Origin of the sequence: Macrococcus sp. S115 (genome assembly GCF_030067655.1) — a bacterium.
Lineage (GTDB): Bacteria > Bacillota > Bacilli > Staphylococcales > Staphylococcaceae > Macrococcoides > Macrococcoides psychrotolerans.
The window spans coordinates 587852-613868 of sequence record NZ_JASJES010000001.1 but is presented as its reverse complement, the minus strand read 5'-3'; the positions used below and the strand labels follow the sequence as shown (position 1 = coordinate 613868).

Annotated in this window: 28 protein-coding genes and 1 riboswitch; of the genes, 26 read left to right on the top strand and 2 right to left on the bottom strand. The window is 37.5% G+C overall.

Annotation, left to right across the window (positions count from 1 at the left end; genetic code table 11):
• From QNJ52_RS03090 to QNJ52_RS03010, 17 genes are all read left to right on the top strand, one after another.
• The coding region (locus tag QNJ52_RS03090) for an inorganic phosphate transporter (protein WP_283721860.1) at window positions 1-931 on the top strand (931 nt) is incomplete at its 5' end.
• A 64-nt stretch (window positions 932-995) separates the two neighbouring features.
• A complete protein-coding gene (locus QNJ52_RS03085; protein WP_219493914.1) occupies window positions 996-1526 on the top strand; it encodes an alpha/beta fold hydrolase in 531 nt (176 codons plus the stop codon).
• 125 nt (window positions 1527-1651) lie between these two features.
• Window positions 1652-2341, top strand: coding sequence for a GntR family transcriptional regulator (locus tag QNJ52_RS03080; RefSeq protein ID WP_283721859.1), 690 nt, complete (start codon window positions 1652-1654; stop codon window positions 2339-2341).
• Complete coding sequence (gene gntK / locus QNJ52_RS03075; protein ID WP_283721858.1) at window positions 2341-3885, top strand: gluconokinase; 1545 nt, start codon at window positions 2341-2343, stop codon at window positions 3883-3885. Before QNJ52_RS03080 ends, gntK begins: the two co-directional genes overlap by 1 nt.
• The gene (locus QNJ52_RS03070; RefSeq protein WP_283721857.1) at window positions 3885-5252 is read left to right on the top strand and encodes a gluconate:H+ symporter; all 1368 of its coding nucleotides are present in this window, start codon (window positions 3885-3887) and stop codon (window positions 5250-5252) included. Before gntK ends, QNJ52_RS03070 begins: the two co-directional genes overlap by 1 nt.
• 70 nt (window positions 5253-5322) lie before the next feature.
• A complete protein-coding gene (locus QNJ52_RS03065) occupies window positions 5323-5958 on the top strand; it encodes a Bax inhibitor-1/YccA family protein (RefSeq protein ID WP_012656316.1) in 636 nt (211 codons plus the stop codon).
• An 85-nt stretch (window positions 5959-6043) separates the two neighbouring features.
• Window positions 6044-6757: a YebC/PmpR family DNA-binding transcriptional regulator gene (locus QNJ52_RS03060; RefSeq protein WP_283721856.1), complete on the top strand. Its 714-nt coding sequence runs from the start codon at window positions 6044-6046 to the stop codon at window positions 6755-6757.
• 44 nt (window positions 6758-6801) lie between these two features.
• On the top strand, window positions 6802-7287 hold the full coding sequence (locus QNJ52_RS03055; RefSeq protein WP_283721855.1) for a cupin domain-containing protein: 486 nt from the start codon (window positions 6802-6804) through the stop codon (window positions 7285-7287).
• Window positions 7287-7694, top strand: a complete 408-nt coding sequence (locus QNJ52_RS03050; RefSeq protein ID WP_219493927.1) for a VOC family protein — start codon at window positions 7287-7289, stop codon at window positions 7692-7694. Before QNJ52_RS03055 ends, QNJ52_RS03050 begins: the two co-directional genes overlap by 1 nt.
• A gap of 76 nt (window positions 7695-7770) precedes the next feature.
• Window positions 7771-8550, top strand: a complete 780-nt coding sequence (locus QNJ52_RS03045; RefSeq protein ID WP_283721854.1) for an SDR family NAD(P)-dependent oxidoreductase — start codon at window positions 7771-7773, stop codon at window positions 8548-8550.
• 117 nt (window positions 8551-8667) lie between these two features.
• Window positions 8668-9054 carry a GntR family transcriptional regulator gene (locus QNJ52_RS03040; protein WP_086038145.1) on the top strand — a complete coding sequence of 129 codons (387 nt, stop codon included), beginning with the start codon at window positions 8668-8670 and terminating at the stop codon, window positions 9052-9054.
• Window positions 9035-9940 carry an ABC transporter ATP-binding protein gene (locus QNJ52_RS03035; protein WP_086038146.1) on the top strand — a complete coding sequence of 302 codons (906 nt, stop codon included), beginning with the start codon at window positions 9035-9037 and terminating at the stop codon, window positions 9938-9940. Before QNJ52_RS03040 ends, QNJ52_RS03035 begins: the two co-directional genes overlap by 20 nt.
• On the top strand, window positions 9912-11819 hold the full coding sequence (locus tag QNJ52_RS03030) for a hypothetical protein (protein WP_283721853.1): 1908 nt from the start codon (window positions 9912-9914) through the stop codon (window positions 11817-11819). The genes QNJ52_RS03035 and QNJ52_RS03030 overlap by 29 nt, the downstream gene beginning before the upstream one ends.
• A 48-nt stretch (window positions 11820-11867) precedes the next feature.
• Window positions 11868-13397 (top strand): phospholipase D family protein, encoded by a 1530-nt coding sequence (locus tag QNJ52_RS03025; protein ID WP_283721852.1) that lies wholly within the window; start codon window positions 11868-11870, stop codon window positions 13395-13397.
• Window positions 13398-13477: 80 nt separating this feature from the next.
• Window positions 13478-13583, top strand: a riboswitch (SAM riboswitch).
• A 73-nt stretch (window positions 13584-13656) separates the two neighbouring features.
• A complete protein-coding gene (locus QNJ52_RS03020) occupies window positions 13657-14673 on the top strand; it encodes a methionine ABC transporter ATP-binding protein (protein WP_219494806.1) in 1017 nt (338 codons plus the stop codon).
• A complete protein-coding gene (locus QNJ52_RS03015; RefSeq protein ID WP_219493934.1) occupies window positions 14663-15328 on the top strand; it encodes a methionine ABC transporter permease in 666 nt (221 codons plus the stop codon). The genes QNJ52_RS03020 and QNJ52_RS03015 overlap by 11 nt, the downstream gene beginning before the upstream one ends.
• Window positions 15329-15342: 14 nt before the next feature.
• Window positions 15343-16185, top strand: a complete 843-nt coding sequence (locus QNJ52_RS03010) for a MetQ/NlpA family ABC transporter substrate-binding protein (RefSeq protein ID WP_219493935.1) — start codon at window positions 15343-15345, stop codon at window positions 16183-16185.
• A gap of 202 nt (window positions 16186-16387) precedes the next feature.
• Here the strand turns inward: QNJ52_RS03010 and QNJ52_RS03005 are convergent, their stop codons facing one another.
• Entirely contained in the window at window positions 16388-16930 is a 543-nt protein-coding gene (locus QNJ52_RS03005; protein ID WP_219493936.1) for a TetR/AcrR family transcriptional regulator, read from the bottom strand.
• A 140-nt stretch (window positions 16931-17070) separates the two neighbouring features.
• On the opposite strand from QNJ52_RS03005, the gene QNJ52_RS03000 reads away from it, so the two are divergent.
• From QNJ52_RS03000 to QNJ52_RS02990, 3 genes are all read left to right on the top strand, one after another.
• A complete protein-coding gene (locus QNJ52_RS03000; RefSeq protein WP_219493937.1) occupies window positions 17071-17721 on the top strand; it encodes an HlyD family efflux transporter periplasmic adaptor subunit in 651 nt (216 codons plus the stop codon).
• A gap of 12 nt (window positions 17722-17733) precedes the next feature.
• Window positions 17734-19512, top strand: a complete 1779-nt coding sequence (locus QNJ52_RS02995) for a DHA2 family efflux MFS transporter permease subunit (protein WP_283721851.1) — start codon at window positions 17734-17736, stop codon at window positions 19510-19512.
• Window positions 19513-19591: 79 nt separating this feature from the next.
• Complete coding sequence (locus tag QNJ52_RS02990) at window positions 19592-20131, top strand: ribonuclease FAU-1 family protein (protein ID WP_283721850.1); 540 nt, start codon at window positions 19592-19594, stop codon at window positions 20129-20131.
• Between the two features lie 34 nt (window positions 20132-20165).
• On the opposite strand, the gene QNJ52_RS02985 is transcribed toward QNJ52_RS02990, so the two are convergent.
• Window positions 20166-21035, bottom strand: a complete 870-nt coding sequence (locus QNJ52_RS02985; RefSeq protein ID WP_283721849.1) for an SDR family oxidoreductase — start codon at window positions 21033-21035, stop codon at window positions 20166-20168.
• Window positions 21036-21136: 101 nt separating this feature from the next.
• Here QNJ52_RS02985 and QNJ52_RS02980 point away from each other — a divergent pair, with 101 nt between their 5' ends.
• The 6 genes from QNJ52_RS02980 to QNJ52_RS02955 all read left to right on the top strand — a co-directional run bounded on the left by QNJ52_RS02980 (window position 21137) and on the right by QNJ52_RS02955 (window position 25900).
• Window positions 21137-21871 carry a TatD family hydrolase gene (locus QNJ52_RS02980; protein WP_283721848.1) on the top strand — a complete coding sequence of 245 codons (735 nt, stop codon included), beginning with the start codon at window positions 21137-21139 and terminating at the stop codon, window positions 21869-21871.
• 15 nt (window positions 21872-21886) lie between these two features.
• Window positions 21887-22747, top strand: a complete 861-nt coding sequence (locus tag QNJ52_RS02975; protein ID WP_219493944.1) for a LysR family transcriptional regulator — start codon at window positions 21887-21889, stop codon at window positions 22745-22747.
• An 18-nt stretch (window positions 22748-22765) separates the two neighbouring features.
• Complete coding sequence (locus QNJ52_RS02970; RefSeq protein WP_283721847.1) at window positions 22766-23422, top strand: GTP pyrophosphokinase; 657 nt, start codon at window positions 22766-22768, stop codon at window positions 23420-23422.
• 148 nt (window positions 23423-23570) lie between these two features.
• A complete protein-coding gene (locus QNJ52_RS02965) occupies window positions 23571-24791 on the top strand; it encodes a sugar efflux transporter (protein ID WP_283721846.1) in 1221 nt (406 codons plus the stop codon).
• Window positions 24788-25270 carry a DUF456 domain-containing protein gene (locus QNJ52_RS02960; protein ID WP_219493951.1) on the top strand — a complete coding sequence of 161 codons (483 nt, stop codon included), beginning with the start codon at window positions 24788-24790 and terminating at the stop codon, window positions 25268-25270. Before QNJ52_RS02965 ends, QNJ52_RS02960 begins: the two co-directional genes overlap by 4 nt.
• A 156-nt stretch (window positions 25271-25426) precedes the next feature.
• Window positions 25427-25900 (top strand): DinB family protein, encoded by a 474-nt coding sequence (locus QNJ52_RS02955; RefSeq protein ID WP_219493953.1) that lies wholly within the window; start codon window positions 25427-25429, stop codon window positions 25898-25900.
• Window positions 25901-26017 lie beyond the last annotated feature (117 nt).

Here is a 26017-nt window from a genome sequence, read left to right as displayed (position 1 = left end):
GGCGAATGCAATTGCAACTGCAGTCTCAACGAAAGCTTTGAAGCCTCGTCATGCGATATTGATGGCAGCTGTACTGAACTTTGTAGGAGCAATTCTTTTTCATGGGGTAGCGAAGACGGTTACGAAAGATATTGTAGACCCATTTACGTTACAAAACGGTCAAGTGGTCATCCTTGCGGCATTAATCAGTGCGATTACATGGAACTTAATCACATGGTATTTTGGGATTCCGAGTTCGTCGTCACATACATTGATTGGATCAATTGCAGGCGCTGCAATTGCATCAGGTGGTTTTGGAATTCTGGAATATGCAGGATTTACGAAGATTATTGTAGGGTTATTGATTTCACCATTACTTGCATTTATCGTTGGTTATATCATGTATACAATTATTAAAACAGTATTTAAGAATGCAAACTTAACGAAAACAAATCGTAATTTCAGATTCCTGCAGATTTTCACAGCAGCAGCGCAAGCTTTTGCACACGGGTCTAATGATGCGCAAAAAGCGATGGGTATTATTACGATGGCATTAATCTCAGCCGGGATGCAGACCGGAAGTACTGAACCTCAGACATGGGTACAGCTTTCATGTGCAGCAGCGATGGGATTAGGTACAGCAGTAGGAGGATGGAAGATTATTAAAACAGTTGGTGGTAATATCATGAAGATTCGTCCAGCCAACGGTGTTGCAGCAGACTTATCATCTGCATTTATCATCTTTGGAGCAACACATTTTCATCTACCTGTATCCACAACGCACGTTGTATCCTCTTCAATTCTAGGTGTGGGATCAAGTCACCGTGTTAAAGGCGTGAAGTGGACGACAGCACAGCGTATGATTATTACATGGGTGATTACATTGCCGATTTCAGCCATCATTGCAGCGATTATCTATTTTGTTGTTAACTTCATTACACATATTTTTTAATTAAATCATACATATTCGGGTAAACTGTTAACAGTTTATCCGAATTTTTTTAGGAGGGATAAGGATGGAACATATAGTATTTGTACATAGTGCAAGTGAACAAACAAAAGAGAGTGGTAGTAATCCTTTGCTGAGAACGATTCCGCAAGGTGAGTACGTGTGGCATAAGCACCGCTATCCAAGAGACAAGGGACAGGTCTATGAATTATGGGTGGAACCATTCATTGAAAGTTTGAATGAAATTGATGATCATGAACCTGTCACCTTAATTGGGCACTCGTTCGGTGGCACTGTAATTATGAAGTACTTAACTGAAAATCAAGTGACACAAAAAATTAAACAAGTGATTCTTATCGGGTCCCCTTTGTTTGGCTGCGATGACAAGTTTAGCGATGAGCAGAATAAGTTAAGAGAAGATGCAGAGGACTACATCGATGTACCCATTACGCACATTCAGTCTGTTGATGATGATCGTGTAGACATCAAACACCAAATGTGCTGGCAACAACAATTTCCACAAATGAATATCATTACAAAACAATTCGGGCAGCACGAATTTCATGATGGTATAGATGAATTGAATCAATTACTTTAATTAGAGGAATAAAGATAAATAAAGTGCTAGCTTTATTTATCTTTATTTTTTATTTCAAACGAAAGCGTTTACAGTTTGTTAATTTTATATTACCATACTTGTATACAAGTAGACGGAGGTAAACCATGATACCTAAACAATGGATGGATCAACTTTCAACAGGAGAGCAGATAGCATTAGATTTGAGGTATAAGATTATTTCTAAGCAGATTAAGGATGGAGAGAAGCTTTCAGAGAATACATTAGCTCAGATGTACAAGGTGAGTCGTTCACCCGTAAGAGATGCGGTAAAAATTTTATCTAATGATAAATTGATTCGTTTAGAACGGATGGGTGCAGTGATAATGGCTTTATCAGAAAATGATATAAAAGAACTTTATGACATGAGACTGATGATTGAAAGCTTTAGTTTTGAAAAGATCAGAAAAAAGGATATATCTAAAGTCGTACTGGAACTCCATAAGAAACTTGAAATGATGAAAGTAGCGGTTAAATTTAATGATGCTGCGGAGTTTGCTATGCAGGATATTCTTTTCCATCAGACGATGATCGAAAGTATTCACCATAAGCAATTAGAAAAGTTATGGATGAGCATTAAACCGACAATGCTGATACTGAATCTAATTTCTATGGAGGAAAGAATGAAGTTTAATAAAGGTGATTTTGAACGCATCTTTAAGAATCATCATGAATATATCACGACTGTTGAACAAAGAGATAGAAAAGGTTATAAAAAAGTACTTCATATGAATTTTGATGATGTTCATGAAGAAATAGATGATTTATTCTATTCTCAAACGAAGGAGGAAAATTAATGTTTAAAATAGGTGTAGATATCGGTACGACGAGTACTAAAGCGGTAATCTATAAAAATCAAGGTGAGATAGTGGGTGTACATCATGTGGAGTATCCATTATTAACACCTACTACAGATACAGCGGAGCAACATCCGAATGACATCTTTGAAGCGGTTTTAGAAACCATCCGTATGGTTGTGAAAAAAGCAGAAGCCGCTAAAAATGAGATTGATTTTATTAGCTTTTCTAGTGCAATGCATAGTTTGATCTTGATGGATGAACATAATAAACCACTTACTAATAGTATTACGTGGGCAGATAATCGGAGTTATCAGTATGCAGAAAAGCTGAATCGTGAACATGATGGTCTTGCTATCTACCACCGTACAGGGACACCGATTCACCCGATGAGTCCGTTGACCAAAATGTTATGGCTGAAAGAAACGGAAACCAAGCTTTATCAGTCGACTAAAAAGTTTATTGGAATAAAAGGTTATGTGTTCTATCAACTCTTTAAGAGATATATCGAAGATTATTCAATATTAAGTGCCACGGGTATATTTAATATTCGCCAGCTTGATTATGATGATGCTGTGCTCAAGCTTTTAGAAATAGACAAAAGTCAGTTATCTGAAGCTGTAGATACGACGACACTGTTAACAGGAATAGATAAGCAATATGCGGATATCATGAATATTGATGTCAACACACCATTTGTTATCGGTGCGAGTGACGGTGTACTTAGTAATCTCGGTGTAGATGCATTTAAGCCTGGAGAAGTTGCAGTAACTATTGGCACAAGTGGAGCGATTCGCACAGTAATTGATCAACCGAAAACAGATAGTCAGGGGAGATTGTTCTGCTATGCTTTGACAAAGGACAAATGGGTCATTGGCGGTCCTGTGAATAATGGTGGTGTCGTCTTGCGCTGGATACGTGATGAATTTGCTTCAAGTGAGATTGAAACAGCAAAGCGTCTCGGTGTCGATAGCTATGAAGTATTGACTAAGATTGCTGAACGCGTGCCACCAGCGAGTAATGGCTTGATCTTTCATCCTTTTCTTGCAGGAGAACGTGCGCCACATTGGAATGCAAATGTGCGTGGCTCATTCTTTGGATTAACCCTCTCGCATAAAAAAGAGCATATGATTCGTGCGGCACTTGAAGGTGTCATCTTTAATCTCTATACAGTTTATATTGCGCTTTCCGTGTTGATGGATGAAGAAGTAAAGACATTAAAGGCAACAGGGGGATTTGCAAAAAGTGCACTATGGCGACAGATGATGTCCGATATTTTTGAACATGAAGTGATTGTACCGGAGAGTATCGAAAGTTCTTGTCTTGGTGCTTTTATTCTCGGTCAAATTGCAATTGGAGAAAAAGATAATTTTGACCATGTCAGCGCTATGGTCGGTGCAACAAAGCCACATCAACCGATTCAGGAAAACGTATACATCTATCGCGAGGTATTACCGATTTATATTAAGATGACACAACAATTGATGGAAACGTATGATGACATTGCTGCGTTTCAAAGAAAATATGAAAAGAGGGAAGTATAATGGATTTTATCGTACAACAATGGCCGTTATTTACAGTCGCTATAGCGATTATTATTCTACTGGTCTTAATTATGGGACTCAAACTTAATACGTTTATATCATTAATCATCGTCGCTTTTTTAACGGCACTTATGCTAGGGATTCCTTTAGATAAAGTCGTCGCTACGATTGAAGCAGGAATGGGTGGGACACTTGGACATATTGCGCTCATCTTTGGTTTAGGTGCGATGCTTGGGAAGTTGCTTGCTGATGGTGGGGGAGCAACGAGAATTGCACATACGCTCATCGATAAATTTGGACTAAAACATATTCAGTGGGCTGTTGTTGTGGCATCCTTCATTATTGGGATTGCGCTATTCTTTGAAGTCGGTCTTGTATTACTGATTCCGATTGTGTATACCATTGCGAAAGAAACGAAACTACCCGCACTTTATTTAGGTATTCCTATGGCTGCAGCACTTTCTGTAACGCATGGTTTCTTACCGCCACATCCTGGACCGGTCATGATTGCAAAAGAATATGACGCAAACCTTGGTGAAGTATTAATATATGGCTTTATCATTGCGATTCCTGTAGCAATCATTGCAGGCCCGTTATTTACAAAGTTTGCAAAGAAAATTACGCCGACAGCATTCACACGTGAAGGAGACATCTCGTCTTTAGGTAAAAACGTGAATTTCAAAATTGAGGAAACACCAGGATTTTTCATTAGTACACTTACAGCATTATTTCCTGTATTATTAATGCTGATTTCCACAATTGTTAAATTAATGGTAGAAGCACAAGGAATAAATGTAAATGGATTGATCAAGGCCATTTACCTAATTGGTGATGCATCTACTGCCATGCTGATTTCAATATTGATCGCTGTAATCACAATGGGTCTCTCTAGAGGGCGCAAGATGAAAGATGTGATGCAGTCGGTTACAGATGCAATCTATCCAATTGGGATGATGATTCTGATAATCGGTGCAGGTGGCGCATTTAAACAGGTATTGATTGATGGTGGCGTAGGTAAGCATGTCGAAACATTATTTACGCATTCAGACTTTTCACCGATTCTGTTAGCTTGGCTTGTTGCAGCAGTACTTAGAATTGCATTAGGATCTGCGACAGTTGCTGCGATTTCTACGACAGGTATCGTTATTCCGTTGCTTGAAGCGTCTGATGTGAATTTAGCATTGGTTGTTCTTGCAACAGGTGCCGGGAGTGTCATCGCATCACATGTGAATGATGCAGGATTCTGGATGTTTAAAGAATATTTCGGGTTATCCATTAAAGAGACAGTGCTGACATGGACGCTTCTAGAGACGATCATATCTGTGAGTGGTCTCATCTTTATTATGATTTTCAGCCTGTTTGTATAATCAAATCGCTCGTAAATGTAAGTTGTAAACTGTATAATCATTATATAACACTAATTAAATGAGGGATTATATGAACAATTATTATAATGCACAACCTGTGACACGCGCATCAGCGTATCGTCAAACGTTTTTATTCTTTATGTATTACTGGATTATCTTTGCGGTAGGAACATATTTAGGACAATTTGTGCCAGCGGGATTAAGATTTACGGTTTCTATGGCAATTTTTGCACTTGTAATGTTATCGTTATTCGTGCGTGCTTCACGTAAGTTTGGATTCTTAATTTCTAACTTAATGGCGTTTGGGATGGGGATTGTAAGTTACGGTACATTTATGTACTACATGTCAACGTTAGGTGAAGCTGCATTCTATCAAAACGTTGCACTTGCTGTAGGGGCATTCTTAGCCTTTGGTTTAGTTGGATACTTTGTAGTAGGAGATGCATCTAACTTAGGGCGTCTATTATTCCCAGCATTAATCGCATTAGTATTTGCAAGTTTCTTAGGCATATTCATTCAAATTCCAATGTTCCAGATGGTGATTACAATTGCAGGACTTGCAATCTTCTTCTTGTATACAGTATATGACTTTAACCGTTTAAAACAAGGAAACTTCTCACCACAGGAGATGGGATTTAGCTTATTTATCAACCTATTGAATATCATTTTAGATATTTTACGATTAGCAAGTATTTTAAAAGATTAAAGGCATGCGCCTTTAATCTTTTTTGTGTAATGAAGGATTAATGTGTATAATAATGACATAAATTATTGAAAGAGAAGTGTATATTATGGGTCGTAAATGGAACAACATTAAAGATAAGAAAGCTGCAAAGGACAAGGATACGAGTAGAATCTATGCGAAATTCGGTCGTGAAATCTATGTCGCAGCAAAGTCTGGCGAGCCAGATCCTGAATCGAACCAAAATTTGAAATTCGTTCTTGAACGTGCGAAAACATACTCTGTACCGAAACATATTATTGATCGTGCTATCGAGAAAGCTAAAGGCGGTGCAGAAGAGAACTACGATGAACTACGCTATGAGGGATTTGGTCCTGGTGGTTCGATGTTAATCGTAGACGCCCTTACAAATAACGTTAACCGTACAGCGAGTGACGTTCGTGCGGCATTTGGTAAGAACGGGGGGAATATGGGGGTATCCGGTTCAGTAAGTTATATGTTTGATAATACTGCAGTGTTTGGATTCGATGGTAAGAGTGCAGATGAAACGCTGGAAATTCTGATGGAAGCAGATATTGATGTACGCGATGTAATAGAAGAGGACGGGCACGTTATTGTCTATGCAGAACCTGATCAATTTGCAGCTGTACAGAACACACTGAAAGAAGCAGGGATTGCAGAATTTACTATAGCCGAACTTTCAATGGTCCCTCAGTCTGAATTAGACTTATCCGATTCGGACTTAGAAGTATTTGAAAAGTTAGTAGACGCGATTGAAGATTTAGAAGACGTACAGACTGTACACCATAATGTAAATGTATAATTTGTAAGCACTGAAGCGATTTCAGTGCTTTTTTAGGAGGAATTATGAATAAACAGGATTTTATAGAGACATTGCAATTACAACCACATCCAGAAGGGGGCTATTACTATGAGACATATCAATCTGAACTTAAGATAGATGATAAAAGACTATATACAAGCATCTATTTCTTGCTAGAGTCAGGAAATATTTCACACTTTCATCGTATACAGTCGGATGAACTGTGGTATTTCCATGCAGGTGATTCACTGACGATTCATATGATTCATCCTGATGGGAGTTATCAGTCTGTTAAACTTGGGCTCGATGTGAAAAAGGGTGAAGTGCCACAATATCTAGTACCAAAGAACACGATATTTGCATCTACAGTTAAAGGAGAAGATAGATGGAGTCTCGTTGGCTGTATGGTCGCACCAGGATTTACATTCGAGAGCTTTGAACTGTTTACGCAAGATGAACTGATAGAGTGGTACCCGAGACACCAAACGATTATCGAAAAATATGCATTAAAGCACAAGGGGAATGTATAATGAAAAACAAAAAAATTACGCCATTTATGATGTTTAATGGAAAAGCAGAAGCGGCAATTGAATTTTATACCGCTGTATTTCGTAATAGTGAAATCATTTCTATGATTAAGTATGATGAACAAGGACCAGGTGCACCCGGGACGGTGAATCATGCAGTGTTTACAATTCATAACGAACAGTTCATGGCAATTGACAACGCGAATGGTACAGATATTCCTTTTACGCCGGCGCTAAGTTTTGCGGTTGAATGCGAATCTGCTGAAGAGATTGAATTCTTATATGATCAGTTAAAGGAGGATGGACAAGTGCTGATGGAACTTGCGCCGATGCATCCAGTGTCAGAGAAGTTTGCATGGGTAGCTGATCAGTTTGGTATCAACTGGCAATTAAACCTATCCATTGGATGATAGCACCTTATTGATAAGGTGCATTTTTTTATACTTACTTTAATATTTGTTATGATGAGAGAAAGGAGCTGAGGGTATGGATTTAGGTTTAAAGGGTAAAGTAGCTATAATTACAGGTTCAAGTAAAGGTATCGGTAAGGAAACTGCGACGGTATTAGCTGCAGAAGGTGCTCGTGTAGTGATTGCTTCCCGTCATGAAGACGAACTGATTAATGTTGCAAAGGAAATTAAGGAGCAAACAGGTCAAGAAGTATCTTATCAAGTATGTGATGTTACGAAGGAAACGGACTGTAAACAATTTGTTCAAAAAGCAATCGATACGTATGGAAAGCTTGATATACTCATCAATAATGCAGGAAGTGCGTTTGCTAAAAATTTCGAAGATGTTTCGCTGGATGACTGGCAGGATGATCTTGACCTCAAACTATTCGGTGCGCTTCATATGTTACATGCAGCATTACCAGAACTTAAGAAGAATGGGGGCGCCATAGTCAATCTTACAGCCATTGCTGGCAAAAACCCTCCAGCCGATACAACACCAACCTCTGTCACGCGTGCAGCAGGACTTGCATTGACGAAGACATTAAGTAAGGATCTTGCACAGTATAATATTCGTGTGAACGCTGTATGTATCGGTCTGATTCGCAGTGGTCAGATTGAAAAACGCTGGCAGGAGGAAGCACCTGAAAAGCCTTGGGAAGAATATGCAAGAGATCCTAAGTTTGAAATTCCGATTGGTCGTATTGGCGATACTAGAGAAGCGGCGAATGTCATTTCATTCTTAGTAAGTGATGCAGCAAGTTATGTTACGGGTACTGCTGTAAATATCGATGGTGGTAAATCACCAAGTCTTTAATGAAGATAGCATCGGGATATTTCCTGATGCTATTTTTTTTGTCAAAAGGTTGACGAATGCTGTATTAAGTGTATTATATTATATAGTACAGTTAATACAGTAGAACGGAGAGGTTTTATGATATCAATCGACAATAGGAGTCGTATTCCGATATATGAGCAGCTTATCAATGGATTTAAGCTTCAAATTATGAATGGCGTTCTGCTACCGGATGAAAAGCTGCCGTCCGTGAGACAGCTTGCGCAAGAGTTAACCATTAATCCGAACACTATTCAAAAGGCATACCGTGAACTAGAACATCTAGGTTACACCTATTCAGTCCCAGGTAAAGGAAGCTTTGTAAACACCATTCAAAATGAGATGAATAAGGAGCGCATCAACATGTTAACAGAGACATTGCATAAAACAGTGCAGGAATTACTATTTCTAGGTCTGACGAAAGAAGAGATTATAGCAGCAATTGAAAACATGAGGGGTGAGCACGATGACAATCAAACTGAATAAGGTCAGCAAGTCATTTGGAAAGTTCAAAGCGGTGGATGAAGTTGACTTAATAATAAAGCAAGGTTCAATTCAAGGGTTACTTGGAAGTAATGGGGCAGGTAAGACAACATTGCTCAAGCTAATTGCAGGTATCTATAAAAGTGATACTGGACAGATTACAGTAAATGATATGGATATATTCGAAGACATCCATTATAAGGCGCATATGATCTTTATCTCTGATATTCCTTATTTCTTTGGACATGCGAGTCTGGATGAGATGTCTGAATTCTATAAAATGATGTTTCCCGATTTCAGTGAAGAACGATACAAACAGCTTGTAAAAGTGCTTAATATGAATCCATCTAAGAAGATTGCAAAGTTATCAAAAGGTATGCAGCGTCAATGTGCATTTATACTAGCGATTGCAGCACGTCCTAAAGTTATGCTGCTGGATGAACCGTTTGATGGATTAGACCCGATTGTCAGACATACAATCAAGAACATCTTGATTCAGGATGTTACCAATCATGACATGGCTTTGTTCGTGTCTAGCCATAATTTAAGAGAAATGGAAGATTTCTGTGATGCGGTAACTTTGATGCATGAAGGACGCGTATTGATGACACGTGACCTTGATGACTTAAAAGGAAATGTAGCTAAAATACAGATGGCTTTCAGCACATTACCTGATGAATCATTCTATAAAGGGATGAATGTTATCGAGAAAGTGACTAAAGGACGTGTAGTTACTTGTATCGTAAAAGACAACCTAGACAGAGTAGAAGAATATATTACAACAGCAGATCCACTGCTCTATGATATATTACCGCTCACATTAGAAGAAATCTTTACATATGAATTGGGAGGTTACGGTTATGCAATTGAAAACATCATTGTGGAATAAAGCGCTGTTCAGAAACTTATCACGCAATATCATGTTTTTGACGGTAATTAATATCATCTGTACATTTATTTTAGTGCCGTTCTCCTATTTTATGATGGATGTTGAAGGTACGAATAATATTAGTAAGTATATTATCGGCTCATTAAATACAGCAGGGCTATATTTCTTTGGCGCAATGATTTATGCAGGATTAAGCGGTATTTTTATTACCTATTTCTTTAAAGGGCAAGGTGCATCTGACTTTATTCATAGTCTGCCGATAAAACGTTATAGTATTTTAAATACAGTTTACCTAACATATTTTACGCATGTGCTCCTCAATTTATTGATAAACGGTGTTATCACATTAATATTCGGGATTAAATTTAACGGCATAAATATTGAGAAAGCGCTGATATGGGTGCTGTTAAGTTTACTCATTCATCTGTTTATCTTTAGTTTAACTGTATTGTTAGGCTTATTGATAAATAATTACTTAAGTCATACTGTTGGGACGATAGCACTGCTTATTTCCCCGGTAATTATGGGAACACTAATCTATACAACGCATATGGTATTATTCAAAGGTCTTTCGGAATATCCTACTGTGCTGCTTAATGATATTACGATACCTGTAAAATTTATGGAATTCGTGATTGCAGATCGCTATCACTTTGTCTATTTGGTCGTGGTGTTTGTAATATCAATCGTCATGATTGCACTTTCTTATTATGCATATATGCGACGTAAGAATGAGCGCATCAATGAACCTTATGCGAATCAGTTTATCTATTTGATTATCTATTTTATTATGCTGTTTATAGCGACCATGCTAGGAGGATTGATATTCAGCTCATTATTTAGTGAGATGAAGATTATATCACTCATCATCTATGCAATCGCATTTACAGTTGCGTTCATACTAATGGAAATGATTTCACAAAAGTCTGCTCGAATCACTTTCGATAAGCGACTTTATATCACTTCGTTCGCGATTGTAGCTGCTGCGTTGATATTAGTTTTTATTTCAGGATATATGCGTGAACAATTTATACCTGATAAAAAAGAAATCTCATCTGTCGCAACAACTTTTGAAGATGCTAATCAAATGTACATGAATCAAAGTTTGCTGAACGATACGAAAGTAAGCAATCAAGCATTTATTGATAGTGTTGTCGATGCGCATAAACAATTAAAGAACGCAAAAAAAGGTGTATATAACAATGATGTAGCAGTCCGTACGATACATATTCAGTATATTATGAATAATGGTCGAGTAGTTGATAGAAATTATGAAGTCTTTGAAAAAGATTATGATAACTACATTAAGCGTGTCAATACAGAAGACAATATGAAAGCGCTAGTCACTGCACTTGATCTTAGTAAGCATAAAAAAGATCAAATTTCTATTACCCATGAAGTGAATAACGATTCATTTACGGGTGACAGCATGAATAACAAACAAAAAGAAAAGCTTATAAAAGTTCTGGAAACAAGTATTAAAGAAAGAAGTTTTAATTCAAATCTTCAAGCAGGAAAAACAAAGTATAGTATTACTTTCGATTATGAACATGTTAAATCGAATGGAATGGTTACCGAGTCTGGAAGTTATGACGTTCCGATTTCGATATACGATACGAAGTTAATACAATTTCTAATTGATGAGGAAATCATCTCTGAGCCGAGTGATGTACTAAAAGATGGCAACGTATATGAACTTCCACGAAAAACATCTTTTGAACATGTCAGAAATATTGAAACGATAAATGAAGTAAAAGGTGCGAAAAAAATAGACAGAAAAGAATTTAAACGCATGGTAAACGCACAGCAGATTGATTCAAAAGGGCAACGAATCTTCGTTATTGATAGCCCGGAAAAATCATTTATATTTATAAAATAAGCAGGGAACTCCCTGCTTTTTGTTATAATTTATATGAGGAGGTGTGCTATGGCGACAAAAAGGAAAGCAGTTCAGACAAGAAAGCAATCTACAGCTAAAAAGCGTCCTGTGAATAAAATGCGTAAGACAAAAAGATCAAGGTCAAAGTCAAAGTTTAAATTCAAGCATTTCGTTATTCTAGGATGTATCATTTATATATGCAGTGTCATCTATGGTGCGTTCAAACCATTGCCAGGTGGCGTCAGCAAATGGTTTGAATCAAGCAAGACAAATGATGTGAAACTACTTGTAGACAAAACATATGAGAAAGAAAATCATATGTATTATAACCATGAAATATTCAATGAACAGTTGAAAACGATTCAAGAAGCAGATGATTTTATCATTTTAGATATGTTTTTATTCAACAATACATATGACGGACAAAAAAAATTCACAAAGCTGACAGAAACACTGACGCAAGTATTGATTGATAAGAAAAAGGAAAGTCCCAATATTCGCATCTACATGTTGACAGATCCCATCAATTCTTTTTATGGAAGCTATACACCAGAGCACTACAGAAAATTGCGCGATAACGGTATCGTACTCTATGAAACGAACCTTGTGAAACTAAGAGATTCCAATCCACTTTATTCCGGGTTATGGCGTCCGACATTAAGATGGTTCGGTAATAATGAGAACGGAATAATCACGAATATATTTTCTAAGGACGCACCAAATGTTACTGTAAGAGGATTCGGCAGATTGTTGAATATGAAAGCGAACCATAGAAAAACACTGGTCACTGAAGATGCAGCAATAATCTCAAGTAGTAACCCTCATGATCCGAGTGCCCATCATGAGAATATTGCAGTAAAAGTGACAGGTAAGCTACAGGAAGATTTGATAAAAAGTGAAGTGAGTGCACTTAATATGAGTGGCAGTAAGCTGTCCGCAAGTGACTTTAATATTACGCACCGTGCATATAGTAGTGACATGGACTATACTACAACATTAGTCACGGAAGGTAAGATTAAAGCTGCACTGCTCGAACAGATCAATATGACGAAAACGGGAGATCGTGTGAAGATGGGGATGTTCTATCTTTCTGACAGAGATATCATTAAAGCATTGATAAAAGCATCGAAACGAGGTGTCGGGATTCAGATGATACTGGATGTGAATAAAGAAGCATTTGGTAAGGAAAAACCTGGTATTCCAAATAAACCGGTCGCACATGAGCTAGTATCCAAATCAAATGATAGGATCCAAGTAAAATGGGCGGTAAGTCATGGTGAACAATTTCATGCGAAGTATACGTTATTCCAATATAAAGATAGCAAGACGAGTACACTGGTACTCGGTAGTGCTAATCTGACACGTCGTAATGTTGGGGACTACAATATGGAGACAGATGTTATTATTAGTGGACGCAGTGATCTTCCGGTCTTCCATCGACTGAATCGGGAATTTAGTGCGATGTGGAATAATGAACAGGCTTATGTTACAGACGATTATGAAGTGAAGAAAGATCCGTCATTTATTAAAGATGTCATATACAGAGTCCAAGAATTTACAGGAATATCAAGTTTCTAATATAAAAAAAGTTGAGTAAATTCTGAAAATACATTGACTTATAAATCTAACCCATGTAATATAAAAAACAACTTAATCATATTTTATCAAGAGAGACAGAGGGATATGGCCCGACGAAGTCTCAGCAGCAGACTCTTTAGAGAGCACTGTGCTAATTCCATCAAGCTTTAGCTTGGCAGATAAATGTTGACCGTCAAACGCTCATTTAGCTCAGGCTAAGTGAGCGTTTTTTATTTTAAGGAGGAAAGAATGAATGGGAATTATTGAAGTACGAGACGTGACGAAGGTTTATCGCACGAAAAAAGGTGACATCAATGCTTTAGACCATGTCAGCTTAACTATTGAAAAAGGTCAGGTCTTCGGTATTGTCGGATATTCAGGTGCGGGTAAATCTACTTTACTTAGACTGATCAATCGACTTGAAAAACCGTCGACAGGTCAAGTGTTTGTTGAAGGTAATGAGATTACAGCATTGAAAGAAAGTGCGCTTAGAAAACAGCGACAGAATATTGGAATGATCTTTCAGCAGTTCAACTTATTTAAATCGAAAACAGTCAGTGATAATATCCGATATCCATTAAAGCTGACAAAGAAATATAGCAAGCAGGAAATTGAGGCGCGAGTGGATGAACTCTTAAACTTTGTTGGCCTGAGTGACAAGAAAGATGACTATCCAAATCAACTTTCAGGAGGACAGAAGCAGCGTATTGGTATTGCAAGAGCCCTTGCAACTGAACCGGATATCTTATTATGCGATGAAGCAACGAGTGCCCTGGATCCAGAGACAACAGACGATATCCTGGAATTACTCAAGAAAATTAATCAGCGGCTCAATATTACGATTGTTATTATTACGCATGAGATGGAGGTCGTCAAAAAGATTTGTGATGAAGTGGCTGTAATGGAAAAAGGGAAGGTTGTTGAGCAGAATAAAGTGTTCGAGTTATTCACTTCACCGCAGCATGCAACAACAAAACGATTTGTCCACAGTGTGCTGAATGATGATATCCCTAAAGATATTGACATTAGTAATCGACGTTTATATCGTTTTATATTCAATCATGAACAAATATTAAAACCGGCACTAAGTGAAGTTGGACGTCAGTATCATGTAGATTTCAATATTTTATACGGCGGTATAACGGAGTTAACCGATAAGTTATTTGGTAATTTACTGATTGAAGCGGTCGGACAACCAGAACATATAAACAGTGCGCTAGACGATCTCATACAAAAAGGCATTAAAGTAAAGGAGGTTGAAGGATTTGAAAACTGATATTACGACGTTCTATCCCGTTATTATCGAACAGACAATTAATACACTGATCATGGTTGCGATCACGTTAATCTTTGCAACGCTCATTGGACTACCAATTGGCATACTGCTTTATGCAACAGCAAAAGGTAATATACTCGAGAATAAAGTAGTGAACAGTATATTGAACGCCATTATTAATACGATACGCCCAATACCTTTCATCATATTTCTAGTAGCATTGATTCCGATAACCCGAATTCTAGTCGGGACATCTATCGGCATCTGGGCAGCAATATTTCCGATGACACTTGCAGCCTCGCTTTCTATCGCTCGAATTGTAGAAAATAACATCGTGTCTGTAGATAGAGGAGTCATTGAAGCAGCTGAAGCAATGGGATCAAGCAAGTTCGACATACTGTTCAAAGTACTCATCCCAGAAGCTGCAGGCGCTTTAATATTAGGTCTTACATTTACAACTGTATCTTTAATAGAATTCTCAGCTGTGGCAGGACTTGTTGGTGCAGGTGGAATTGGATATTTAGCATTTACTTATGGATATCAAAGATTTGACGTGCTGATCATGTTTATAACAGTCGTCATTCTGATTATATTAGTACAAATTACACAATTTATCGGTAACAAAGTAGCAAGCATATATACAAGTAGATTATAAAAGGAGAAAAAAATATGAAAAAATTATTGGTATTATTATTATCGTTAGTGGTTGTACTTGCAGCATGTGGAGGAAAAGAGGATAAAGATAAGACAGTAAAAATCGGTGTTACAGGTATAGATTCAAAGGTATGGGAAGTTGTTAAAGAAGAAGCGAAAAAAGAAGGCATTAATATTGAGTTTGTAGAATTTCAGGATTACACAGCACCAAATAATGCTTTGAATGAAGGGGAAATCGATTTAAACGCATTCCAGCATTTCGCATTCTTAGACCAATTTAAAAAGGATCATAAATTAGACCTTTCAGTGGTAGGAACTACAGTATTTGCACCACTGGGTGTATATTCAGAAAAAGTAAAAGATATTAAAGATATCAAAAAAGGTGAAACAATAGCAATTCCAGATGATGTAACAAATCAAGCGCGTGCACTTCGCTTATTAGAAGCAGGTGGGCTGATTAAGTTATCAGATGACTTCGGATTATTTGGTGGTCCAGACAAGATTAAAGAAAACAAGTTAAACCTTAAGATTAAACCGATTGAAGCACAGCAGACACCACGTGTATTACCAGATGTTGCAGCAAGTATTATCAATAACGGTGTTGCAGCGCGTGCAGGATTTAGTCCGCAAGATGATCCAATTTACTTAGAAGATTCAAATAGTGAAAATGTTGCACCGTATATTAATGTAATTGCTGCACAGACGAAAGATAAAGATAACAAGACATATAAAAAGATTGTAGAACTCTATCATTCAGATAAAGCGAAAGATGCATTGAAAGAAGACACAAAAGATGGCGAAATTGCGAAGAACTTAAGCGCAGACGAAATTAAGAAAATTGAAGAAGGATTAAAATAAAAGGACGTGACACGAGCGTTCAGATACGAATGAAATCATGAAAAGATGGCAAAAAATGGTCTATGTTTTGGGCCATCTTTTTGATTTATTGAAGTTTCTGCTCGTGGAACGCTGAAAATAAAAGGACGTGACACGAGCGTTCAGATACGAATGAAATCATGAAAAGATGGCTGGAGATAATTTTCCAGCCATCTTTTTAAGATTAGCGATTAATTTTCATGATGTTATTATGAATAATCTTGCTGATAACTTCAGGAGGTTCCGGACAATCATTTTGTAACCAGAAATACAACACACCGAACTGGCCCCCTAATGTGTAACTGATAAAATAATCAGGATACTGAAGACTAGCAGTTGTTTCAAGGACGTGCATATAATTATTGCGCCAATTTGATAATAATTTCTGTGTAAAGTTTTGTGCAGGATGCAAGGTGAGTAACACTCTGAAGAATTGTCTGTGCTCATGAATATACTGGAATATGTGTTCAAGGTATTTTTCTATTGATGATTTTTTGTCTCTCTGTAAGTGAAGGTCCTGCAGATCAGTATATAATATTGATTCTAGATGTGAAATATGTGAATCTATCATGCTATCCAGTAATGCGTATTTGTCTTCAAAATAAGCATAGAAAGTAGAACGATTAATACCAGCTTTATTACATAGCATCTTTATCGTTATTTCTCTGAATCGGTGTTCTTCCAGCAATTGTATTAAACTGTTTTCGATTAACTGTTTTTTGTCCATACATGACTCATTTCTTCTTATTTAATAGTATTATCTATTTATTTTACTTAATTTCCAACAGATTCACAAATATTGTTGGTTGATTGTTTAGTAAATCATTATATAATATTGTTTATGCGAAAAATTGGGAGGAAGTAAACATGAAAAAATTAGTAATGATCAATATTTTAACTTTAATCATCTTAGCAGTGCTTGGCGTAGTCGCTTTTCACTTCTATGATGAAGCAACAAACTATGTAAAGACGGACAATGCGAAGATTGACGGAGAGCAAGTCTCTATTGCAAGTCCAGTTGCAGGTAAACTAGTTTCATTCAATAAAACGGTAGGCGACAAATTATCTAAGGATGACAAACTTGGTACTGTAGCAGGCGCTGGTCAAGACGGTAACCCAACTAAGGTTGATATTACGATGCCACAGGATGGCACGATTGTGAAGAAGCAAGCAACAGAAAATGGATTTGTAGGTGCTGGTACTCCGATTGCCTATGCTTACGATATGAATCAATTATTCGTTACTGCAAACATTAAAGAAACTGAACTTGACGGTGTTAAAAAGGGTCAGGATGTCGATGTATATGTCGATGGATATAAAGATACGACTTTATCTGGGAAAGTTGAACAAATTGGTTTAGCAACAGCATCTAGCTTTAGTCTATTACCTTCATCAAACGGTAATGCAAACTATACGAAGGTAACGCAAGTTGTTCCAGTTAAGATTGAACTTTCAAAAGGAAAATCGTTAGACATTTTACCAGGAATGAATGTAACTGTACGCATTCATAAAAACTAAGGAGGTTATCGTATGACCTCGATGATTATTTTATACAGCTTATTTTCTTTGCTGACATTCTTCGTCGTTAATAGAGTAATGCTTAAAAGAAAGCGCAAAGCTCAGCATCGTTCTATTCAAAAACAAGATAAAAAAGTATATGAACCAGTGTCAAACGCACAAGTTAAACCTACAACTGCACCGAAAATAAGTGAATCACATATACAAGATGAGAAAATGGAACAGGAAATAGATGTCAATCGTCCTGTACATGAACAGGTGAAAAAGCCTGAAGCACTTGTAACGTTCGGTAAAGGTATCACTTTGGCGAAGATTATTACTGCGCTCATGGCGGGGATGTTCGTTGCAATATTAAATCAAACGTTAATAAACGTGGCACTCCCTGTTATGATTAATGACTTCAGTATTTCTACTTCAACTGCACAATGGTTAACAACAGGGTTTATGCTTGTAAACGGGATTCTCGTTCCTGTCAGTGCTTATTTGATTCAGAAGTTTACGTATCGTCAGCTCTTTATGTTTGCGATGATTGCATTTACAATAGGTTCTGTTATCTGTGCCATAAGTACGAACTTCCCTGTAATGATGACAGGTCGTGTAATTCAGGCGGTTGGAGCAGGAATCTTGATGCCACTTGGAACAAACGTATTTATGACAGTCTTCCCGCCTGAGAAACGTGGAGCTGCAATGGGAATGATGGGGATCGCCTTCATTCTTGCACCTGCAATTGGACCGACATTAACGGGTTGGGTTATTCAGAACTATCATTGGAATGTGATGTTCTATGGGATGTCTGTTGTAGGAATACTCGCAATTATTATCGGTTTCTTCTGGTTCAAAATCTATCAACCGATAAGTAATCCTAAGCTAGATGTCCCTGGTGTCGTATTTAGTTCACTAGGATTTGGTAGTTTGCTTTATGGCTTTTCTGAAGCGGGGAATAAAGGCTGGGATTCAGCAACTGTAATTACAATGATGATCATTGGACTCTTATTCGTTGCATTATTTGTTTATCGAGAAATTTCTATGAAAGCCCCGATGATGGATTTACGTGCGTTAAAGTATACAGGGTTTTCATTTACATTGCTGATCAATGTAATTGTAACGATGAGTTTATTCGGAGGTATGTTACTTCTGCCTGTATATCTTCAGTCTATTCGAGGTTTTTCTCCTTTAGATTCAGGATTACTACTATTACCTGGCTCGCTACTCATGGGACTCATGGGACCTATATCGGGTCGTCTGCTTGATAAATTTGGAATTAAGCCGATTGCGATATTTGGATTATTTATTATGACGTATGCAACATGGGAACTCACAAAATTGAGCATGGATACTTCTTATTCAACGATATTAGGGATCTATGTACTGCGTTCTTTCGGTATGAGCTTTATTATGATGCCCATTATGACTGCAGGTATGAACGCATTACCACAAAGAATGATTCCGCATGGCAACGCCATCAGTAACACGGTACGTCAGCTTGCAGGGTCTATCGGTACTGCTGTACTGGTTACGATTATGACACAACAGACCACAGCACATGTCGGTGATATTTCGAATACAATGGATAAGACGCATCCAGAAATTGCAGGACAGTTCGCTGAGATTGGTCGCAGTGTCGGATCACAAGAAGCGGGTGGTCAACTTGTAATGGGATATCTTCAGAAGGTCGCAACAATCAATGGTATTAACGATGCCTTCTGGGTAGCGACAGCGCTAAGTGCACTGGCATTTATACTGTCCTTCTTCTTAAAAGGAAAAGAACATTATCGTGCTGAAGAGCTTTGATTAAAAATAAACAAGTAAGGCATAATTATTTGTCATACTTGTTTATTTTTATATAATAAAGAATAAGGAGTGAGGCGATATGAAGACAAAGTACATTGATAAAAGAAGTTGGCGTCGTCTCTTAAAGAAACATTATAAGGAAATTCGTGTCAGTGATGAGTGGTTTGATGGGATAATCGGTGAGATTGAGATGATAAAGGTAAAGTCACCGCTAGAAATTAAGGTTATCGATCAAAGCATTGTAGTAGCTGACAACGGGTTTCGCTGGTTGCAAATCTTACCGAAAGATAAGCACTATAGCATTACTGTAATGTATGATGCACAAGATAAGCCGCTACAGTATTACTTCGATATTAATGATGAGAATATTGTGGAAATGGGTGAGGCAAGAACCCATGATCTCTATCTTGATGTACTTGTATTACCTGACGGACGCTATGAACTAGTAGATGAGGCAGATGTGAAACGTGCACTTAAAAAGCAGGTTATTACGCAGGCGCAATATGATCTTGCCTATAAGACTGCTCAAGAAGTGATGGATGAAGTGAAAGACAACTTCATATGTTTTGAACAGCTCGCAAGCAAGTGCAAAGCCGAAATTAAAACGGAAAGGACATAGTCGTCCTTTCCGTTTTAATTTTATTCAATGCATTTTAACCTGAAATGTAGTCTCCACCATTGATATGAATTGTTTCACCAGTGATATAAGATGCATCGTCACTAGCAAGGAATACATATGCCGGTGCAATCTCGCTTGGTTGCCCGCGACGTTCGAGGGCGGTTTCCTGTCCATGCTTCTCTACCTTTTCAGCAGGGAACGTTGCAGGAATGAGCGGTGTATAGATTGGTCCTGGTGCAACAGCATTTACTCTAATGCCTTCTTCTGCTATGTTTTGTGAGAGTGAACGTGTAAATGATGTAATCGCACCTTTAGTAGCAGAATAATCAATTAATGTTTTAGAACCTCTATAAGCAGTCACACTGCTCGTATTAACAATGGCATCACCTTTAGAAAGATGCGGTAGTGCAGCTTTAGTAACATACATCATACCGAATATATTCGTTTCGAATGTTTCTTTAATCTGATCACTAGAAATATCAAGTAAACTTTCTTGTGGATACTGTACGCCTCCATTATTCACAAGAATATTTAAACTTCCGAATTCCGATGTAACATCTGCGATTAATTGATTACATTGTTCTTCTGATTTAAGATCGAAAGCATAGGACTTTGCTTTAACGCCAAGTGATTCTAGACGTGCGACTGTATCTTTGGCGTCTTCATGTTCGTTATAGTACCCAATCGCAATGTCTGCACCTTCTTTTGCATAACATATGGCTACAGCACGACCTATACCTGAGTCACCACCGGTAATAAGCGCGACTTTCCCTCTTAATTTATCTGATCCTTTATAGTTATCATCTTCTGCAATCGGTTTTGGATTCATTTCTTTTTCGATACCAGGCTGTTCGGGTTGTGTATAACCTTTAATTTCTTTATCGATCTTTTCATATTTGTTCATTATGACTCCTCCTCAAAATAATAGTAATAATTAACTATTCCTTTTATGTGGCCCTTTAAAACATTGTGTAAAATTTATGTTAAAATCAAAATGAGGTGTTTATGATGATAGATGCACATATTCATATCGATCAGTATAGCGATAAAGATATTCAAGATATCATGTCGCAAAATATACAATGTGTTGCCGTTGCAACAGACTTGAAGAGTTGCTATCGACTACTTGCACTTAAGAATGAAAATATTCATATTGCTTTAGGGTATCATCCTGAGCAGCGCATTGATAAAAATGAAGTAGAAGAAATTATTCGCTTAATCGATACGCATCATCATGAGATTGTGGCAATCGGTGAAGTGGGCTTGCCGCAATATTTAATGCGTCAGGATCAATCGATAAAATTGCAGCCGTATATTGATATATTGGAAGCATTCATGAATAAAGCGAGAGCCCATCAACTCCCTGTCATCCTCCATGCTGTCTATGACGATGCGAGAATAGTGATGGAACTCTTAAGAGAATATCAAATTCAAAAAGCGCATTTTCATTGGTTTAAAGCAGATAAAGATGTATTGGAAGAGGTTTTAAATAGTGATTACATGGTCAGTGTAACGCCTGATATTCTATGGAATGTAAAGACCAGAAGAGTAGCCCAGGCTTTCCCGCTCCATCGACTCATGATAGAAACGGATGGACCGTGGCCACACGAAGGGTTTGAAGCAAAAGAGATTAAATCGCAACTTTCTGCTATAATAAAGGAGCTAGAGCTGTTTTATCCGAAAGCAGAAAACATAGAATCTATTATGACGTATAACACGAAAGCTTTCTATCGAATTTAAGATTGAGGATATAATATGAAAATAGATGATTACAGATTACTTGTAGCTTTGGATGAGGAAGAGACGCTTCGTAAAGCTGCTGAAACCTTATATATTTCTCAGCCCGCAGTCAGTCAGCGACTCAAGACCATTGAGAACGACTGGGGCACGGAAATTTTTATTAGAACGAAGAAGAAGCTGATTGTCACAACCCACGGCGAAGCAATTATTAATCACGCACGTAAGATGCTGAAAGAAGAGACAAATCTTAAAGAAATGATTCATTCTTCTGAAGGTGTGGTGAACGGGAACCTGTCAATTGGTGTATCCTCGTTGATTGGACAGACAGTACTACCGGCTGTACTTGAACGTTTTGTACATGAGTATCCTAATGTGAAGATTCAGTTGCAGGTTGGTTCCAGTACACGCATTATGAATAATCGTCATGACTTCCACGTGTCCGTTATACGTGGCACAAAGATAATGAACCTCCATAATGAACGACTGATGCAAGAAAAGCATTATTTTATTTATCCGAAGGGTAAGAAGGATGTATTAGATACATTACCGATGATTGAATTTCAGGCAGATCCGGTCTATTTGAAAGAGATAGAACAATGGTACACTGAGTTATTCAACAAAGAATATGCACCACAGATAAAGACAGATCAGATAGCGACGTGTAAGGCACTCCTATTAAGTGGGGTAGGGATGACTGTACTTCCTGAAATTGTAGCAGAAGATATTGATCGTAAAGAGTTTGAAGTTAAGCTTGTCGAGGCACATGGACAGGAATTATTAAGGGAGACATACATATCCTATGAGAATGATATATTGAGCCTCCCTCAGGTGAGTGCGTTTATCGCATTATTAAAAGAAGTCGTCAACGGCTTATGAATTGAAAGAGGATAGCAAATGGATATTGAGAATGTAATGCAAAAAATAGAAGACCAATCCGAAATCATCAAGCTTGTCGAAGATTTTTCTTATTTATTTAAAGAATATGAGATGGGCTTATTAGAATTAAAAAGTGATATAGAGGTCATCGACTTAGAATGGCAGGCGAATTATGGTTATTCTCCATTTGAACACATAAAGACACGTATTAAGACACCCATCTCACTACGTGACAAAATAAAACGAAAAGAAATAGACTTTAATTTAAAGAGCATACAGGAGAATATATTTGATATTATTGGTGTAAGAATCGTTACAACGTTTGAAGACGATGTCTATAAAATATATGATATTTTAAAGGGACGTAATGATCTTAAAATTATACGTGTGAAAGATTACATAAAAAATCCGAAACAAAGTGGCTATAAAAGTCTGCATCTAATCGTTGAAACAGAACTAGTGCTCTCTGAAGGTGTGAAGTGGGTCCCTGCAGAAATTCAGATTCGCACATTAGCCATGGATTTCTTCGCATCTACAGAGCATAAGCTGCAATACAAATATAATACCAAGAAATTAAATGACAGCATACGCCGTGAACTGAAGGAAGTCGCGGATGTTTCAAGTGAACTGGATCGGAAGATGACAGAAGTGCGCAATACCATATTATTAGATTAAAGATTCGCAACACGAAGTCACTGGTATATGATATGAAAAGATGACAGGAGTATTTCCAGTCATCTTTTTAGGTTGATCGGCTACATCATTAAGTCGCAGTTCTCACATAAAAAAGTAATTTCATATATAATAAAACAAAATGAATCTAATGAAAAGAGTGTGTTCAATGTTTCGAGATCTTCTCACAATTAAAAACTATAAATTATTTCTTATCAACATGATTCTGCTTGGTATGGCTTTAGCGATTACGGTGCCGTTTTTTGTCTTGTATGCAACTCAGGAACTCGGAATGACACGAGGATTATATGGCGTTATGATGGCGTTGTTTGCCTTGGCTGGATTTATGGTCAACACAATTGTTGCAAGGTTTTCTGATCGGGCGAACTTTAATCGTAAGTATATGATCATGTTTTCAGTAATGATGGCTGCAATCGCATTCAGTACGTATTTTTATATCGATAATCCTGTCGTTTTCATCATGATATACGTGTTTTTTGGGGGTATGGGTGCGCCTGCTATGCCACAGCTCTATGCATCAGCGCGAGAAAGCATCAATGTGTCAGCTTCAAGTAAAAATGCTGTATTTGCGAATACACTCCTTCGTTCTATGTTTAGCTTCGGCTTCTTGTTCGGACCGCTCGTTGGGACGGTCTTGCTTAAGAAGTTTGGATTTGCTGGAATATTTGGTGGTACAATTCTGCTTTATATTATCGTATTACTGTCGTTCTTATTCTTTTATAAAGAGATTAAAGTAGAAAAACCAGCGCATGCTAAAGGTCACATTGAGCCAGTTGCACCGAACCTTTTGAAAGATACGTACTTGCTTATCCCGTTCCTTGCTTTTGTATTCTTACATATTGGACAATGGATGTATACGCTGAACATGCCTTTATTCGTAACAGAATTCTTAAATGCAGATGAAGCGAATGTTGGTTATTTAGCAAGTTTATGTGCAGGACTTGAAGTTCCGTTTATGATTATTCTAGGTATACTAGCAAGCAGATTTCAAACGCGTACATTATTGATGATTGGTGCAGTATTTGGTGGAGGCTACTATCTTTCAATCGGTTTATTTGACAGTGTGACAGCGATGCTCATCGGTCAAATTGGGTTAGCGTTCTTCTTAGCCATACTGCTAGGTTTAGGAATCAGTTACTTTCAGGATATATTGCCGGACTTTCCAGGATATGCATCGACATTATTTTCTAATGCGATGATTGCAGGACAATTACTCGGCAACCTACTTGGTGGAGTCATGAGTGACGTTGTAGGACTTGGAAATGTATTTTATGTATCTTCGTCATTCGTATTAATTGCATTTATTTTATTAATATTCACGAAACCCATAAAGATGGAGGATTTAGCATGATGATAGTATTATGGATGGTCGTCATTATTAGTTTTATCGCAGCATTCGTTGGGCTGGTCGTACCAATGCTGCCAGGTGTGCTGTTGATGTGGGTAGGATTTTTTATCTATCATTTTGGTATCAATAACGAAGAATTGACATGGTTCTTCTGGATTGCGATGGCGATGCTGACTTTTGTTACGTTAATCAGCGACTATATAGCTGGCAGTTACTTCGTCAAAAGGTACGGTGGATCAAGAGCAGGAGAATTTACAGCAGCAATCGGTATCATTATCGGTAGCTTCCTTTTTCCACCGCTCGGCATTATCATCGTGCCGTTTATAATGGTATTATTTGTTGAACTTTTTATCCAAAGAGATATAACAAGAGCTTTTAATGCGAGCATCGGATCGCTCTTTGGATTTTTGACAAGTACCGTCGCCAAGTTTTTAATATTGATTATTATGGTCATCTGGTTCGTACTGGATGTGTTGATATAGACTTTGGTGGAAACAATAGTCTTGTTAATAGATAGTGATGTGGCAAGTTAGCGCATAAATAATACACATGAGCCAATTTTCTATAATCAAAATGTTTCATAAGCATCAATTGGTGGGATATAATAACTAATAATAATAAACCTAGGAGGAACATATATGTTTCGCAGCAAAAATGATTTTATTACGCAGTATCGTCAGGAAGGTGAAACGACTCTCGCCTGTATAAGAGAATTAACAGATGAATCTTTAACACAAGCGGTAACTGAACTAGATAGAACTTTAGGAGAGCTTACCTGGCATATCGTTCAAAGTCTCGGTGGGTTTGCAGAACGCGCAGGTATTTCAGTAGAAGGTGCGAACTATAGCTCTTCTATGCCAGAAACGAAAGCGGAGATTTTAGAGGAGGCAGAGAAGATAGTTAACAATACGTTAGCAGCCTATGAAGCTAGCCTAACAGACGAGAATTTGAATGATGATGTTGATTTCTTTGGACATAATCTCGCTAAAGGTGCTTTACTTTATTCAAATATTACACACTTGGCTCATCATAGAGGACAGATGACAGTATTGATGAGACAAGCGGGTCTTAAAGTCCCTGGCATTTATGGGCCATCACGAGACAGTGAATAATAAATAGTTTATTCAAGTGGACTGTATCTATTTTTTACAGTCTGCTTATTTTTTTGAATTAAATTTACAACTTTGAATCGTTAATAGCATCAAATATAAATATTGGAGTGGTCAGTT

Coding starts and splice junctions, on each gene's coding strand:
- QNJ52_RS03085 (WP_219493914.1), top strand. CDS start 996: ATGGAACATATAGTATTTGTACATAGTGCAAGTGAACAAACAAAAGAG.
- QNJ52_RS03080 (WP_283721859.1), top strand. CDS start 1,652: ATGATACCTAAACAATGGATGGATCAACTTTCAACAGGAGAGCAGATA.
- gntK (WP_283721858.1), top strand. CDS start 2,341: ATGTTTAAAATAGGTGTAGATATCGGTACGACGAGTACTAAAGCGGTA.
- QNJ52_RS03070 (WP_283721857.1), top strand. CDS start 3,885: ATGGATTTTATCGTACAACAATGGCCGTTATTTACAGTCGCTATAGCG.
- QNJ52_RS03065 (WP_012656316.1), top strand. CDS start 5,323: ATGAACAATTATTATAATGCACAACCTGTGACACGCGCATCAGCGTAT.
- QNJ52_RS03060 (WP_283721856.1), top strand. CDS start 6,044: ATGGGTCGTAAATGGAACAACATTAAAGATAAGAAAGCTGCAAAGGAC.
- QNJ52_RS03055 (WP_283721855.1), top strand. CDS start 6,802: ATGAATAAACAGGATTTTATAGAGACATTGCAATTACAACCACATCCA.
- QNJ52_RS03050 (WP_219493927.1), top strand. CDS start 7,287: ATGAAAAACAAAAAAATTACGCCATTTATGATGTTTAATGGAAAAGCA.
- QNJ52_RS03045 (WP_283721854.1), top strand. CDS start 7,771: ATGGATTTAGGTTTAAAGGGTAAAGTAGCTATAATTACAGGTTCAAGT.
- QNJ52_RS03040 (WP_086038145.1), top strand. CDS start 8,668: ATGATATCAATCGACAATAGGAGTCGTATTCCGATATATGAGCAGCTT.
- QNJ52_RS03035 (WP_086038146.1), top strand. CDS start 9,035: ATGACAATCAAACTGAATAAGGTCAGCAAGTCATTTGGAAAGTTCAAA.
- QNJ52_RS03030 (WP_283721853.1), top strand. CDS start 9,912: ATGCAATTGAAAACATCATTGTGGAATAAAGCGCTGTTCAGAAACTTA.
- QNJ52_RS03025 (WP_283721852.1), top strand. CDS start 11,868: ATGGCGACAAAAAGGAAAGCAGTTCAGACAAGAAAGCAATCTACAGCT.
- QNJ52_RS03010 (WP_219493935.1), top strand. CDS start 15,343: ATGAAAAAATTATTGGTATTATTATTATCGTTAGTGGTTGTACTTGCA.
- QNJ52_RS03005 (WP_219493936.1), bottom strand. CDS start 16,930: ATGGACAAAAAACAGTTAATCGAAAACAGTTTAATACAATTGCTGGAA.
- QNJ52_RS03000 (WP_219493937.1), top strand. CDS start 17,071: ATGAAAAAATTAGTAATGATCAATATTTTAACTTTAATCATCTTAGCA.
- QNJ52_RS02995 (WP_283721851.1), top strand. CDS start 17,734: ATGACCTCGATGATTATTTTATACAGCTTATTTTCTTTGCTGACATTC.
- QNJ52_RS02990 (WP_283721850.1), top strand. CDS start 19,592: ATGAAGACAAAGTACATTGATAAAAGAAGTTGGCGTCGTCTCTTAAAG.
- QNJ52_RS02985 (WP_283721849.1), bottom strand. CDS start 21,035: ATGAACAAATATGAAAAGATCGATAAAGAAATTAAAGGTTATACACAA.
- QNJ52_RS02980 (WP_283721848.1), top strand. CDS start 21,137: ATGATGATAGATGCACATATTCATATCGATCAGTATAGCGATAAAGAT.
- QNJ52_RS02975 (WP_219493944.1), top strand. CDS start 21,887: ATGAAAATAGATGATTACAGATTACTTGTAGCTTTGGATGAGGAAGAG.
- QNJ52_RS02970 (WP_283721847.1), top strand. CDS start 22,766: ATGGATATTGAGAATGTAATGCAAAAAATAGAAGACCAATCCGAAATC.
- QNJ52_RS02965 (WP_283721846.1), top strand. CDS start 23,571: ATGAAAAGAGTGTGTTCAATGTTTCGAGATCTTCTCACAATTAAAAAC.
- QNJ52_RS02960 (WP_219493951.1), top strand. CDS start 24,788: ATGATGATAGTATTATGGATGGTCGTCATTATTAGTTTTATCGCAGCA.
- QNJ52_RS02955 (WP_219493953.1), top strand. CDS start 25,427: ATGTTTCGCAGCAAAAATGATTTTATTACGCAGTATCGTCAGGAAGGT.